General features: G+C 71.7%; 13 protein-coding genes. 4 read left to right on the top strand and 9 right to left on the bottom strand.

Features of this window, described 5'->3' with window-relative positions:
- Positions 1–6 precede the first annotated feature (6 nt).
- Positions 7–987, bottom strand: coding sequence for an ABC transporter permease (locus AB0L00_RS09135; RefSeq protein ID WP_364430527.1), 981 nt, complete (start codon positions 985–987; stop codon positions 7–9).
- A gap of 202 nt (positions 988–1,189) precedes the next feature.
- On the opposite strand from AB0L00_RS09135, the gene AB0L00_RS09130 reads away from it, so the two are divergent.
- From AB0L00_RS09130 to AB0L00_RS09120, 3 genes are all read left to right on the top strand, one after another.
- Positions 1,190–2,677 (top strand): diacylglycerol kinase family protein, encoded by a 1,488-nt coding sequence (locus AB0L00_RS09130; RefSeq protein ID WP_364430525.1) that lies wholly within the window; start codon positions 1,190–1,192, stop codon positions 2,675–2,677.
- A 215-nt stretch (positions 2,678–2,892) separates the two neighbouring features.
- On the top strand, positions 2,893–3,258 hold the full coding sequence (locus AB0L00_RS09125; protein ID WP_364430522.1) for a DUF2795 domain-containing protein: 366 nt from the start codon (positions 2,893–2,895) through the stop codon (positions 3,256–3,258).
- 119 nt (positions 3,259–3,377) lie between these two features.
- The gene (locus AB0L00_RS09120) at positions 3,378–3,932 is read left to right on the top strand and encodes a YceI family protein (RefSeq protein ID WP_364430520.1); all 555 of its coding nucleotides are present in this window, start codon (positions 3,378–3,380) and stop codon (positions 3,930–3,932) included.
- Between the two features lie 123 nt (positions 3,933–4,055).
- Here the strand turns inward: AB0L00_RS09120 and AB0L00_RS09115 are convergent, their stop codons facing one another.
- Both AB0L00_RS09115 and lepB read right to left on the bottom strand, forming a co-directional pair.
- Positions 4,056–5,663, bottom strand: coding sequence for an ATP-binding cassette domain-containing protein (locus AB0L00_RS09115; RefSeq protein ID WP_364430517.1), 1,608 nt, complete (start codon positions 5,661–5,663; stop codon positions 4,056–4,058).
- Positions 5,664–5,722: 59 nt separating this feature from the next.
- Positions 5,723–6,412, bottom strand: a complete 690-nt coding sequence (gene lepB / locus AB0L00_RS09110; protein WP_364430514.1) for a signal peptidase I — start codon at positions 6,410–6,412, stop codon at positions 5,723–5,725.
- Between the two features lie 188 nt (positions 6,413–6,600).
- On the opposite strand from lepB, the gene proS reads away from it, so the two are divergent.
- On the top strand, positions 6,601–8,037 hold the full coding sequence (gene proS / locus AB0L00_RS09105) for a proline--tRNA ligase (RefSeq protein ID WP_364394443.1): 1,437 nt from the start codon (positions 6,601–6,603) through the stop codon (positions 8,035–8,037).
- Between the two features lie 83 nt (positions 8,038–8,120).
- On the opposite strand, the gene AB0L00_RS09100 is transcribed toward proS, so the two are convergent.
- From AB0L00_RS09100 to AB0L00_RS09075, 6 genes are all read right to left on the bottom strand, one after another.
- The gene (locus AB0L00_RS09100; RefSeq protein ID WP_364430511.1) at positions 8,121–8,660 is read right to left on the bottom strand and encodes a DUF6328 family protein; all 540 of its coding nucleotides are present in this window, start codon (positions 8,658–8,660) and stop codon (positions 8,121–8,123) included.
- An 8-nt stretch (positions 8,661–8,668) separates the two neighbouring features.
- Positions 8,669–9,913, bottom strand: coding sequence for a glycosyltransferase (locus AB0L00_RS09095; protein WP_364430508.1), 1,245 nt, complete (start codon positions 9,911–9,913; stop codon positions 8,669–8,671).
- 327 nt (positions 9,914–10,240) lie between these two features.
- A complete protein-coding gene (locus AB0L00_RS09090; RefSeq protein ID WP_364430505.1) occupies positions 10,241–12,145 on the bottom strand; it encodes a SpoIIE family protein phosphatase in 1,905 nt (634 codons plus the stop codon).
- 59 nt (positions 12,146–12,204) lie between these two features.
- The gene (locus AB0L00_RS09085; RefSeq protein WP_364430503.1) at positions 12,205–12,960 is read right to left on the bottom strand and encodes a GAF and ANTAR domain-containing protein; all 756 of its coding nucleotides are present in this window, start codon (positions 12,958–12,960) and stop codon (positions 12,205–12,207) included.
- Positions 12,961–12,978: 18 nt separating this feature from the next.
- Positions 12,979–13,398 carry a CBS domain-containing protein gene (locus AB0L00_RS09080; RefSeq protein ID WP_364430500.1) on the bottom strand — a complete coding sequence of 140 codons (420 nt, stop codon included), beginning with the start codon at positions 13,396–13,398 and terminating at the stop codon, positions 12,979–12,981.
- Between the two features lie 123 nt (positions 13,399–13,521).
- A complete protein-coding gene (locus AB0L00_RS09075) occupies positions 13,522–14,166 on the bottom strand; it encodes an SSI family serine proteinase inhibitor (RefSeq protein WP_364430497.1) in 645 nt (214 codons plus the stop codon).
- Positions 14,167–14,175 lie beyond the last annotated feature (9 nt).

The following is a 14,175-nucleotide window of genomic DNA, read 5'->3' as shown; positions in this document are numbered from 1 at the left end:
ACGGCGTCAGCCACGGCCGTACCTCTCCTCGGCGCGGTGGAAGAACCAGAAGCCCACCGCGAAGGCGACCACGGCCCAGCCCACGGCGTAGATCCAGATCATGTGGTTGGTCGAGACCAGTTCGGCGTGCTGCTTGCAGGCGTTCGCCGCCGCGACGATCTGCTTGTGCGTGGTGCCGCCCGCCGCGCATTTCTCGGCGTACTTCGCCTTCATGTGGGCCAGGTCGTGACGGTAGGAGCCCATCAGCGTGCGGCGCGCGAGCTCGACGTACACCGAGCCGGGGTTGGCCTCCATGACCCGCATGGCCCACGTGGGGACCTTGGAGCTCAGGGTGTACATCGAGAACATGATCCCGGAGAAGTAGAGCCAGGTCCGGAGGATGAACGGCAGCAGCTGGCTGAGGTCCGGGACGAACGCGCCGATCCTGGCGACCACGAGGCTCACGCCGATGTTGAACATCAGCTGAAGCAGGAGGATCGGAATGATCAGCGCCCATTGCCAGGTGGGCCACTCCTGGAAGCCGAGCATGATCACCAGCAGCACGCCCATGGACGCGAACAGCTGCTGAAGCTCCACGATCGTGTAGGAGAACGGCAGCGTGGCCCGCGGGAAGTGCAGCGCCCTGATCAGCGACATGCTGGTCTGCACCGACTTGGCACCCGAGGTCACCGACCGCTGGGTGAAGTGGAAGAAGAAGATGCCGGTCACCAGGTACGGGATGTACTTCGACACGTCCCCGCTGCGGCCCAGCAGCAGACCGAAGATCAGGTAATAGACCAGGGCGTTCAGCAGGGGAGTGAGAACCTGCCAAAGCTGGCCGAGACGCGACTCGGTGTACATCGCGACGCTCTTGGCCGAGGCGAACGCCCAAATGAAGTGACGTCGCTGCCAGAGCTGGCGGATGTACTCACCGAGGGGGGGACGAGCGGCGCTCTTCTTGAGCCCATGGCGCGCGGCGAACTCGGCCAGCGGGGGGTTCCCGGTCATGTGAGGGGGCTCCGCGATAGTGCTGACCTGCCCGCCACCCGAGGCTCCGAGCCGTTCCGGGTGACTCATGCCGAGCAGCCTATTGCAGACGGGCGCGCGGCAACGACCAACCGCGAGATGCGATGCCAAGAATGTGATCATTGGCGTGATCCGGTGCGCAACGGGGATACACCGGTTCATGTCCCTGTTGAATCGAGCGAGAGTGCTGGACCAGCGTGCCTTCGACGCGGTCGCCGCGGCCAAGCTGCCCGGCCTCGAATACATCCTGCCGCGCCTGTCCAGAATCGCGAACCACTCGGTGCTGTGGGGCGGCGTCGCCGGGACGCTCGCCCTCACCAGCCGACCGCGGATGCGCCGGGCGGCGCTGCGCGGGGCCATCGCCATCGGCCTGGCCAGCCCGCTGGCGAACCTCGTGGGCAAGCAGACGTTCCGACGGTCCCGCCCGCTGATCGAGCTGTTCACCCCCTCGGCGCGCCCGCTGTTCCCCCGGGCGGGGGTCACCCTGATCCCCTCGATCCGCTCGCCGTGGCGGCTCCCGACCTCCCCGTCCTTCCCGTCGGGCCACTCGGCGTCGGCCGCCGCGTTCGCCACGGCGGTCGCGATGGAGGCCCCGGCGGCCGTGGCGGTGCCGGTGGGCGTCACCGCCGGCGCCGTGGCCTTCTCCCGGATCTACACCGGCGCGCACTACCCGGGCGACGTGCTCGCCGGGCTCGCGCTGGGCACGGTCGCCGGTCTCGGCACCCGCCTGCTGTGGCCCACCATGCCCGGCCCGGCGAGCTCCCGCTGGTCCAAGCCGGTCGAGGCGCTCCGCGGCGTGTCGGAGGACGGCGAGGGCGTCATCGTGGTCGTGAACCCGGGCGCCGGCGGCAACAACGACGTGACCCGCGTGCTCAAGGAACGTCTCCCCGCCGCGGAGATCGTCGAGGCGGACGACGACCTCGAGACGACGCTGAAGGACGCCGCCGGGCGCGCGGCCGTGCTCGGCGCCTGCGGCGGCGACGGCACGATCCGGGCCGCGGCGGCCGCCGCCCTCGACCAGCGCGTCCCCCTCCTGGTGATCCCCGGCGGCACGCTCAACCACTTCGCGCGCGCCCTCGGCCTCGAGACGGTCGCGGACGCGGTCGCGGCGTACCGGTCCGGCTGCGTCGCGCGCGTCGACGTCGGCCGGGCCGGTGACGAGATCTTCCTCAACACCGCGAGCTTCGGCGCCTACACCGAACTCGTCCAGCGACGGGAGCGGCTGGAGGGCCGGCTGGGCAAGTGGCCCGCCCTGGCCGTCGCCGCCGTCCGCGTGCTCCGCCACACCGAGCCGACGGACGTGTACGTCGACGGCCGCCGGCGGCGCGTGTGGTTCGCGTTCATCGGCAACTGCCGGTACGGCGCCCGCGGCGTGGCCCCGACCTGGCGCCGGCGGCTCGACGACGGGGTGCTCGACATCCGGCTCATCGGCGCCAAGCGCCACATCAGCCGGAGCCGCGCGGTCGCCGCCCTGCTGCTCGGGCACCTGCGACTGATGCCGGACTACAGCGCCTGGTCGGCGGGCAAACTCGAACTGAAGGGCGGCCACGGCGCGCTGCGGCTGACCCGGGACGGCGAGGTCGGCGCCTCCGAGGGCAACGTGATCGTGTCGAAGGCCCCCGCCGCGCTCGCCGTCTTCGTGCCCTCGAAGACCACAAGCCGCATCCACTGAGACGCGCGCGGAGCGTCCCTCCGCGCGTCCCGTCCGGGGGCGCCAGGGTTCGCGACCGCTCTGGTCGGGTAGGGCGGCTGGAGGGTGGTCACGCAGCGCGACCACCCGATTCCAGTCGAGGATCTCGGGCGTTCCCCTGCCGGGGGGTCGGACCGGAACGCCTGTATGCCCGGGGGAGCGTCCGAGAGGGGGCTACGCGAAAGGTGAGGTCATCCATGCAGCGCGAGAGCGACAAGCAGGGTACGGCCCAGGACGAGCACCTCCGGAAGGAGACGAACAACCTCATCAGGGGGAGCGGGACGACGCGGTCGGAGCACGGCGAGACGGGCGGAGACGCCACGGCTCGGCCCGCGCGACCGGCACGCGGCATGTCGCCCGCCGAGGTCGCACGCCGGGCCGAGCTCAGCCGACACCTGCCGCCCAGCGAGTTCCCCGCCGACCGGCGGCGTCTACTCGCCCACCTGCGGAGCAAGGGCGCGCCCGACTCGGTGGTCGAGGCCATCTCGGGGCTGCCCGAGGGCAAGGAGTTCCACACGATCGGGGACATCGTCCGTGAGATCGGCCTGCCCGCGCGACACTGAGACGTCGGATCGGTGCACCTGAGCACGTCGAACCGGAGGCGCCCGGCCGGGCGCCTCCTCCCTGACCGCCGACCCACCGCCACCCCGGCGAACGGGGTGGCCGGGCGTAATCTGGAGACATGGCGCTGAGGACGGGCACCTACGCGCTGGGGCCGGATTCGGGGAGCCTCCTGCTCCGCACCTCCCGCAGCGGGGTCGGACGCAAGGTCGGGCACGACCTGACGATCGAGGTGACCCGCTGGTCAGGCGAGGCGGCCGTCGACCCAACGGACCCCGCGAGCCTGTCGGTGAACGTCGACGCGGAGGTCGACTCGCTGCGTGTGCGTGAGGGCACCGGAGGCGTCAAGCCGCTGACCGACTCCGACCGTGCGGAGATCGAGAAGAACGCCCGCGAGAAGATCCTCCACGCCGGTGCCCACCCGCTGATCACCTTCCGATCGAGCGGGGCCCAGGGCACGCCCGAGTCGTTCACTCTCACCGGAGAGCTGACGATCATGGGCCGGACCCGCCCTCTCACCGTACGGGGAGGTGTGGCTGACGACCGGGTCCGAGGCCGCGCGACCGTCGTCCAGACACAGTGGGGGATCAAGCCCTACTCGGCCTTGCTCGGCGCCCTCAAGCTCGCCGACGAGGTCGAGGTCGAGTTCGACCTGGCGCTCCGCGCAGCCGACTGACCCGGCGCGCACGGGCCGGGCATCGGCGACCGGCACCTCCGCCGGGCCACGGCGGCCGAGACCTCCGCTGGTCCACGGCGGCCGAGACCCTCGCCGGCCCACGGCGGCCGGCCCGTCTGCGGGTCAGCGGGGGCGGGCTACTCGGGTCTCGTCCCAGACGGGCTCGGTGGCCTCGTAGACCGATCCGTCGGCGCCGAAGACGACGAAGCGGTCGAACGACCGGGCGAACCAGCGGTCGTGGGTGACGGCGAGCACCGTGCCCGCGTACGCCTCGAGGCCCTCCTGCAGCGCCTCCGCGCTGGCCAGGTCGAGGTTGTCGGTGGGCTCGTCGAGCAGCAGCAGCGTGCAGCCGCTCATCTCCAGGAGCAGGATCTGCAGCCGGGCCTGCTGGCCCCCCGACAGCGTCTCGAACGCCTGATCCCCGCAGTACTGCAACTCGTACCGCGCCAGCGCGGCCATCGCCTCGTCGCGCAGCCGCGCGTGCTCGGTCATCAGGATCTCGGCCGGGGTACGGCCGCGCAGGTCGGGCCGGGCGTGGGTCTGCGCGAACAGTCCGGGGACCACCCGCGCGCCGAGACGGCCCGCGCCGGTGTGGGCGACGTCCTCCCCGGCCAGCAGCCGCAGGAAGTGGCTCTTGCCCGAGCCGTTCGAGCCGAGCACCGCGACGCGCTCGCCGTACCAGACCTCCAGGTCGAACGGCCGCATCAGGCCGGTGAGTTCGAGGCCTTCGCAGATCACGGCGCGCTTGCCGGTCCGGCCGCCGCGCAGGCGGACCTTGATGTTCTGGTCGCGCGGGGGGACCTCCGGCGGCCCGGCCTCCTCGAAGCGCCGCAGCCGGGTCTGGGCGGCCTGGTAGCGCGAGGCCATGTCGGAGTTGTACGCGGCCTTCTGCTTGAACATGCGGACGAGCGCCTTCAGCTTGGCGTGCTCCTCGTCCCAGCGGCGGCGCAGCTCCTCCAGGCGCTCGTTGCGGTCGCGGCGGGCCCGCGCGTACGTGGCGAAGCCGGCGCCGTGCACCCAGACGTTCCCGGCCTCGACCGTGATGATCTGCCGGGCGGCGCGGGCCAGCAGTTCGCGGTCGTGTGACACGAGCAGCACGGTCTTGGGCGTCTCGCGCAGCCGGTCCTCCAGCCAGAGCTTGCCGGGCACGTCGAGGTAGTTGTCCGGCTCGTCCAGCAGCAGCACCTCGTCGGGGCCGCGGAACAGCGCCTCCAGGACGAGGCGCTTCTGCTCCCCGCCGGACAGCGTCTTCACGTCCCGCCAGCGGGCCCGGTCGTACGGGACGCCGAGCGCGGCGACGCAGCAGGCGTCCCACAGGACCTCGGCGTCGTAGCCGCCCGCGTCGCCCCACTCGGCGAGCGCCCGGGCGTAGCGCATCTGGGTGGGCTCGTCGTCGCGCTCCATCATGGCGAGCTCGGCCTGCTCGAGGGCCTTCGCGGCGTCGCGTACGCGCGGGACCGCGGTGGAGACGAGCAGGTCGTGGACGGTCGACTCGTCGCGGATGTTGCCGATGAACTGCCGCATCACCCCGAGCCCGCCGCTGCGAGTGATCGTGCCGCCCTGCGGCTCGAGGTCACCGGCGACGAGCCGCAGCAGCGTGGTCTTGCCCGCGCCGTTCGGCCCGACCAGGGCGGCGACCGTGCCGTCCGCGACCCGGAACGAGGCGTCGTCCAGCAGGACCCGCCCGTCGGGCAGGACGTGATCGAGATGCGCGACTTCGACGTGGCCCACGATCGGCCAGTCTCCGCCATCCCGCCGAACACGCCAATGGGTTTTCCGCCGCGCCGCCGTCAACCCTTGCCGAGGGTGTTCCAGCGGGAGGGCGGCCAGACGATCACGAAGGCGCGGCCGATGACGTTCTTCACCGGGATGGTCCCCTGGTAGCCGTCCTCGAGGTGGAAGCGGGAGTCGGCGGAGTCCGACCGGTGGTCTCCCATCACCCAGAGGCGGCCGGCCGGCACCTTGATCGGGCCGAAGCTCTTGTGGTCGTCCTGGTAGATGTACGGCTCATCGAGCGGCTTGCCGTCGACCAGCACCCGGCCCTGGGCGTCGCAGCACTGCACCGTCTGGCCGCCGACCGCGATGACGCGCTTGACGAGGTCCTTCTCGTTCGCCTGGGGCATGCCGAACAGGCCGCCGACCCAGTTCAGCCCGCGCCGCAGCGGATTGCTCGGCTTGGCGATCCGGGTCTCCGGCTCCCAGGGCCCGGGGGCACGGAAGACGACGATGTCCCCGGGGTGCGGGTCGTGGAACCGGTACCCGGCCTTGTAGACGAGGATCCGGTCCCCCGTGCAGCCCGCGCAGCCGTGCAGGGTCCGCTCCATCGACTCGGAGGGGATGAAGAACGCCTGCACCAGGAACGTCTTGATCAGCAGCGAGAGTACGAGCGCGATGCCGATCAGGATGGGCAGCTCACGGAGGAACGACCGTTTTTTCGCGGGCTTCTTCTGCTCCGCCTCGGGCGGGGTCTCGTCTGACACGCCTGTACGGTAAACCGAATCGCGATGTGATCGGCGTAAGGCCCCACGAACGTGGTCGTCCCCTGGTATCCGGTGGCCGCCGCCGAGATCATCACCCCCGGCTCCGCCGGGCCGTCCGTGATCGTCTTCCCGCGGCCGTACCCCCAGGTTGTCCACGCGAGCGCCCGGAGGCCGGTACGCTCGGCTGCGTGAGTCGGGAAGGCGTAACTCCTCAGTCCGAAGACTTCTCCGCCTGGTACAACGAGGTCGTCGTCCAGGCCGAGCTGGTCGACCGCGGCCCTGTTCGCGGCACGATGGTCATCCGGCCGTACGGCTACCGCATGTGGGAGCTGCTGCAGGCGGACCTCGACGGCCGCATCAAGGAGGCCGGGCACGGCAACGCCTGCTTCCCGATGTTCATCCCGGAGTCGTACTTCAAGCGCGAGGCCGAGCACGTCGAGGGGTTCTCGCCCGAGCTGGCCGTGGTCACGGTCGCCGGCGGCAAGGAGCTGGAGGAGCCGCTGGTCGTGCGGCCCACCTCCGAGACCGTCATCGGCGAGTACATGGCCAAGTGGATCGACTCGCACCGCGACCTGCCGCTGCTGCTGAACCAGTGGGCCAACGTCGTGCGCTGGGAGCTGCGCCCGCGCATGTTCCTGCGCACCACCGAGTTCCTGTGGCAGGAGGGGCACACGGCGCACGCGGACGAGGACGACGCGATGCGCGAGACCATGTGGGCGCTCGACGCCTACGCGGGGGTCGCCCGTGAGCTGGCCGCGATGCCGGTCATCGAGGGCGAGAAGACCCCGAGCGAGCGGTTCGCCGGAGCGGTCCGCACCTACTCGATCGAGGGCATGATGCGCGACGGGCGGGCCCTGCAGGCCGGCACCTCGCACTACCTCGGCACCAACTTCGCCAAGGTCTTCGACATCCAGTACCAGGACGCCCAGGGCGAGCTGGTGCACGCCCACACCACGTCGTGGGGCATGAGCACCCGCATGCTCGGCGGCGTGATCATGACGCACGGCGACGACAAGGGGCTCGTGCTGCCGCCGCGCATCGCGACGTACCAGGTCGTGATCGTGCCGATCGGCCGTGACGAGACCGCCGAGCGCACGGTCGCGGCGGCGAGCGAGCTGGCGGCCCGGCTGAAGCAGGCCGGCGTCCGCGTGCACGTCGACGAGCGCACCCAGCTGCGGCCCGGCTTCAAGTACAACGACTGGGAGATGCGCGGCGTCCCGATCCGGCTGGAGCTCGGCCCTCGCGACCTCGACGCCGGGGTCGTCACGCTGGCCCGCCGGCTCGGCGACCAGGGCAAGGAGCAGATCCCGCTCGACCGCGTGCCCGAGGTGCTGCCCGAGATCCTGGAGGAGTTCCAGGCGTTCCTGTACGCCCGCGCGGAGCGCTTCCGTGACGAGCACACCGCCGAGATCGACGACTGGGAGTCCTTCCGGTCCCAGGTCGGCGGCGGCTGGGCGCGGGTCCTGCACTGCGGCCGTACGGAGTGCGAGGACGAGATCAAGGCCGACACGGCCGCGACGCCGCGCGTGATCCCGGCGGAGGCGCCGGCGGAGACGGGCGCCTGCTTCCGCTGCGGGCAGCCGTCGGCGTACGGCAAGCGGGTCATCTTCGGCCGCTCGTACTGACCTCGATACGCACGAGAAACGGCCCCCGTGCCTGGCCTGTCGCAAAGTAGACAGGCCCTCGCGCGGGGGCCGTTCCTCGTCGTTCAGTCGATGATCGTACGCAGCTCCCGCCGGCCGGCCTCCGGCCGCTCGCCGTCGTCCTCGATCCGGTGGCGGGTCAGCATGGGCTGTACGAACCACGCCCACGCGGCCACCCCGACGATCGCCGCCGCCGTCACGGCCGCCAGCCCGGAGGAGAAGAACCCCTTCGCGGCGACCGCCACGGCGCTGGACATCGACACGGTGAGCGCCAGCGTCCCGGCGATGCCGTACCGGTTCGACCGGTTGACCAGCAGGTCCTTACGGCCGGACCGGAACAGCATCCGGTGCTGGGCGGCCGGGGCCATCAGGCAGATGGACGCGCATGCCGCCGTGATCAACGACAGGTAGAACACCCACTGCCCGACGTGGCCGACCCGCTTGAAACCGTTCGAGAACGGCAGGGTGAGCAGGAACGCGAACAGGAACTGCACCCCGGCCACGATGACGCGCAGCCCTTGCAGCATCTCCACGAGTTCGCGGTCGAACCGCTCCCGCGGTGTCTCGTCCGGACGTGGATCAGGTTCGGTATCGCTCGTGCCCATCGGCGCCGTCAGAGGTCCTCGTCCTCGTCCGCGGCGCCCGCACCGACGCCCGCGAGAACGGGCTCCGGCTCGGGCTCGGGCACCGGCTGCAGGGACTCGTAGATCTTGACGGTCTCGTGGGCCACGCGCTCCCAGGAGAACCGGGACCGGACCCGGTCGACCGCCCCGATGCTGAGGGCCGTGCGGATCGTCGGGTCGGCCAGCAGCGCGCGAACGCGGCGGGCGATCTCCATGGGCCGATCGGCCGGGACGTGGATGCCCGTGACGTTCTCGATCACCGAGTCGAGGTGACCGCCGACGGGGGAGACGACGACGGGGGTCCCGCAGGCCATCGACTCCAGCGGCACCCGGCCGACGTTCTCGTACGCGGGGACGCTGATCGTCAGGTCGGCGGAGCGCAGCAGCTTCGGCGCGTCGTTCGCCGAGACGCGGCCGATGAAGGTGACGCGGTCGGCGACCCCGGCCTCCTTGGCCTTGATCCGCAGCTGGTGGACGGTCTCGTCGGTCTCCAGGTCCTCCCGCGCCGGGCCGCCGGCCACCACGAGCTCGGCTTCCGGGATCCGCGCCAGCGCCTGGATGACGGAGGTCACGCCCTGGTGCCGGCCGACCTTCAGGAGCGTGACCAGGCGCGGCGCCTCACCGCGCGGCAGGGCCGGGCCGTTCGGGGTGAACTTGTCCACGTCGACGCCCGCGGGCACCAGCGTGATCTGGCGGCGCGAGATACCCAGCCGTACGAGCTCGGTCCGCTCGTTCTCGGTCATGGCGACGACCGTGCGAACGCTGCGGCCGATGGCCTTCTCCAGCCGTACCCGCGTGGGCGAGCAGGGCTGCCCGGACCGGCTCAGGGCCGTCCCCAGGGTGTGGAAGGACTGCACCACCGGGATGTCGAGGCCGTTCGCACCGGCGATCGCGGCCAGACCGCTCACCCAGTGGTGGGCGTGGACGACGTCGGGGCGCTTACCGTGCCAGCGCCGCGCCAGCTCCGCACCGAAGTCGGCGAGGTAGGGCAGCAGCTCGTCCTCGGCCAGCGGGCGGACCGGCCCGACGGCCAGCTGCTCCACCGTGACCCCGGGGGCGAACCGCACCCGCTCCCGCGGGTCCCGCCCGTCCTGCCGGGTGAAGACGGTGACGCGGTGACCCTGGTGGCCGAGCTCGCGGGCGAGGTCGGCGACGTGGGCGCCGAGACCGTCCTCAAGTCCCTTGGCGGCTCCGAGGGGGCTGTTCTGGACCGAGACCATGGCGATGTTCATCATCGAGCAACCTCCAGGAAGATCAGACGACCGGGCGCGTCGGTGTCCGTGACGATCTCGTCCCGTCCGGCTTCCCGACGTACGGGACGGAAGCCGTGGGAGTGATCGGGGATGGGAAATGATGCGCGCACGCACTCACGGCCAGGACCGTTGCCTGGGACCGTGGGGGAAAGAGAGAGGAACGCCGACGTCAGGCCGTTGACCGGGCCTGAGTTGTATGTACGCATGCACACCCTCCGGAGATCGAGGGCGGGTATGCCGCCCTCCGGTGGTGTGCCTGCGTCTTAGGCACGAGTTCCTGGACCCAATTATTACCTCATACGGCGGCGATTAAACAGCCGACCCGGAAACAGCCGACCGGCCACCGGCGTCCGCGGTGACGCGCAGGGCCAACATCGACACGTCATCGCGCAGCTCACCGCCGCAGAAGTCGATGAGAGCGTGCTCGACCGCCAGCGGCATGTCGGCGATCGGACCGGCGGCGTGCGCGGCGAGGATCTCGACCAGACGCTCGTGCCCGAAGCGGTCGCGCTGCGCGTCGGAGCTCTCCACGACGCCGTCGGAGTACAGGAACAGCGTGTCGCCGGGTTCCAGGTCGAGCGACTCGACGCCGACCTCGAAGTCGTCGGCGAACAGGCCGAGCGGGATGCCGCCACCGCTCAGCGTGCGGATCAGCCCGTCGCGCCGGATGAGCACCGCGGGCGGATGCCCCGCACTGCCGATCATGACGGCGAGGCCCTCGTCGCGCGGCTCGACGCAGGCCATCACGGCCGTGACGAACCGCTCCTGGTCGAGCAGCGTCTCGTTCACCATCGAGAGGACCTCGTCGGGCTTGGCGTTCCACCGGCCGAGGATCCGGATGCCGTGCCGCGCTCCGGCGTTCACGGCCGTGGCGTCCTCGCCCTTGCCGCAGACGTCGCCGAGGGCCACCCCCCAGCCGACCGCGGTCGGGAACACGTCGTAGAAGTCGCCGCCGAACCCGCCGTCCCGCGTCGCCACGACGTACCGCGCGGACACCTCGGTCCCGGGGATGGCCGGCAGTTCGCGGGGCAGCAGACCGGCGCGCAGCCGCTCGGTGACCTCCATGCGGCGCCGGTAGCGTCGCCCGGTCCGGATCACCAGCGCGAGGTTGCGGGCGAGCCGCTCGAGCAGCCCGAGGTCCATCAGGTCGAACGGCCCCTGCTCGCCCGAGACGGTCAGCGTGAGGGTGCCCAGCGTGCGCTCGCCGTCGTCCAGCGGCACGCAGATCAGCGAGGACGCCTCGATCAGCCCGCACACGGGCAGATCGCCCTCCGTGGTCCCGAGCGTCCGCAGGTCCTCGATGTGGGCCTGCAGGACCGACTGGCCGCTGTCGTACACCAGGGCGGGCAGCGAGCCGGAACCCGGGTGGACGTTCTCCAGCATCCGGGCGACCTGGGTCCGCCGCTCGTCATCCGGGCCCATGACGACCTGCCGCCGCAGCGCGCCGTTCTGCTCCAGGTCGATGATGACCCAGTCGGCGAGCTCGGCGGCGATCAGCCGCGCCGAGCGGCGGACGGCGACCGACTCGGTCAGCGAGTCGTCCTCCAGCAGCATCCCCGTGGCGGTGGCGAGAACGTCCATCCGGTGCACGACCGTGGCCACCGCGTCGTCCGTCGCCGGCACCTCGGGCGCGGGCTCCTGGGTCGCCGGCTCACGCGTCGACGGAGCGGTCGCGGCGACCACGAGCGGCTCGGGCTCCCCGCTCACCCAGATCCGGGCGAGCGTAACGTCGGCGAACACGGGGCCGTGCTTGGACAGGAAGCGCACCCGCGTACGGCGCCGCTGTCCCGAGTGGAACACCCCCGCGATGTGCGAGCCGACCGCCGCCCGCGTCGCCATGTCGCAGAAGACCGGGAACGGCTTGCCGGTGAGGTAGCCGGCTGACGAACCGAGCAGCGCGCCGGCCTGGCGGTTCACCCGTCGGACCGTGCCATCGCGCTCGAGCAGGAACAGCGGGACCGGGGCGTCCTGGAACACGGTGCGCAGCATCCGGCGCTCGCTCTCGGCGGCCTCCGATCGGGCCTCCGCGGTGGCGCGGTCCTCACCGGTGGAGCCGAGCGCCGCCACGGCCAGCTCGAGTTCGACGAGGGCCGCCTCCAGGAGCGGCCCGGGGTCGGCGTCGGGCAGGGCGGCGGCGCTGCGCAGCTCGCTCAGCCGGATCTTGACCTTGGCGGTCTCCTGGAGAAGGGACCGGGTCTCCTGCTGGTCGGACATATCGCCTCCCAGCGTGATGCGATCGCTGCCCGCGACCAAATCGGACGGCTGTTCGTACTCTAACGGCCGCCCGCGGCTCCAGCGAGGCCGGACCGCCCGGTGCCGTCGGCATCGGGCCTGCTGCCTTCGACGATCCGCCGCGCCAGTGCCGTCAGCTTGACGTGCCGGGTCTGGGAGATCCTCTTGAGCTCGTTGAACGCGGTCTCGGCGTCACAGCCCATCGCGTGCATGAGCACGCCCTTCGCCTGATCCACGACGGCCCGCGCCTCCACGGCCTGCCGCAATTGCACCGCCGTACGGTGGGCGTCCTCGTAGTGCCGGGTGTTGGACACGGCCGCGCCGCCCTGCGCGGCGAGCAGGGCACCGATCCCCAGCTCCCGCCGGTCGAGGGCGCCGGGCACCACGCCGTACATCGTCAGCGTCATCAGGATCGGCCCGGTGCGATGCACCGTCGTGGCGAAGCACCGCACCCCGCGTTGCAGCGCGATCGGAGTGAAGGAGGGCCACCGGGTCTCGACCAGCGTGTCGGAGCAGAACACCGACGTCTCGGTGCGCGCCACGTCGAAGACCGGGCCGTCCCGGCGGGTGCACTGGACGTCGACGAGGTAGGCCAGGTCCGGATGGGTGCCGGCCAGGTCCCGGGGCTCGGGGTCGTCCCCGGCGGCCCATCGGATCCCGGTCGCACCCGCGCACCCACGGACCGTGCGGACCGCCAACTCGGTCACCCGTCGCAGCGCCACGGTCTCCGACGCCTCGTGGACAAGGCCCAGACGGGCGATCTCCACGGCGAGCTCACTGCTGATCTGCGGTCCCACGCCGTCCACGGTAGCCCCCTAACCGGCCAGGTGTTCGCCGCCACGAGGGGCGTCGGCGATCGGGGCGTCGCCGCCGGTCGCGACGTCCCGCAGCGAGACGATGCCCACCGCCCTGTCCCCCTCCACGACGGGCAGCCGCCGCACGCCTCGCTCCAGCATGAGGCGCACGGCGGTCTCGGTCTCGTCATCGGGCCCGATCGTCACCACGCCGGCGCTGCAGACCTGATCGAGCCGTGTGCCGTGCAGGTCGCGTCCTTCCGCCACGGCGCGTACGACGATGTCGCGGTCGGTGAGCATCCCGCACAATCGGCCCGCCTGGGTGACGAGCACTCCGCCGACTCCTTGGTCACGCATCAACCGGGCCGCCTCGGTGAGCGGCGCGTCGAGAGGGAGGGCGACCGGCTCGGGCGTCATCACGTCGCGTACTTTCTGCGCCATTGCGAACACTTCCCTTCGCCCGTCATGCGCCGACTACCCCCAGAGGCGGGTCTTATTCCGGACAAGACGGCCCACGGAACGTCGGTCTCGACGGGAGATCGAGGTGTTCGCCGAACTCGATCGTCAGAAGTCGAAGATCGAGGCGGTCTTGGCGCGCAGCACGCAGGTGTTCGGGTACCGCTCGCTGACCTTGACCGGCTCGCCGCGCCACTGGCCTTCCGCGCTGACCGCGACCGGCGAGTAGATCATGAAGCACGCCCGCGGGTTCTTCTCGTCGGGGGCGACCGTGAGGTCGCCGCGCGCCTTGTCGAGGTCCGCGCACGCCTGGGCGGCCTTCGGGTGGGTGCCGCCCACCGGGTCGCACTGCAACGTCACGGTGCGCGGGGCGGCCGAGCCCACCGCGGTCCGCAGCGTCAGCCGGGTCGGGCCCTGCGCGGCGGCCGGACCGGTGGCCGGGTCCGCCGACGGTGCCGGCGGCGCCGGCGGCCGCATGGGGCCACCGTGCGGCGGCGTCGAGTCGGACGCCGGAGCCCCGGTGCCCGGCGCGGGAGGCATCCGTACGGTGATCGGCGCCTGGGCGCTCGGGGCGGCGGACAGGTCGCGGATGACCGCACCGGGTGGCGCGGGCCGGACAGGTCCCTTCGGCCATATGGCCTGTTCGCCGAGGTCGGCCGCAGGAGGCGCCGGTCTGGTCTGGGCCCCGGCCGCGGCGGCCGAGAGCACCGCCGGAATGGCGGCGGCGATGGAGAACGCCAGAATGATTCGCATTTGTCTTCC

The sequence above is a fragment of the Actinoallomurus sp. NPDC052308 genome, from assembly GCF_040679195.1.
Taxonomy (GTDB): domain Bacteria; phylum Actinomycetota; class Actinomycetes; order Streptosporangiales; family Streptosporangiaceae; genus Actinoallomurus; species Actinoallomurus liliacearum.
The sequence above is the reverse complement of the archived record's forward strand: the minus strand, read 5'-3'. Positions and strand labels throughout refer to the sequence as shown.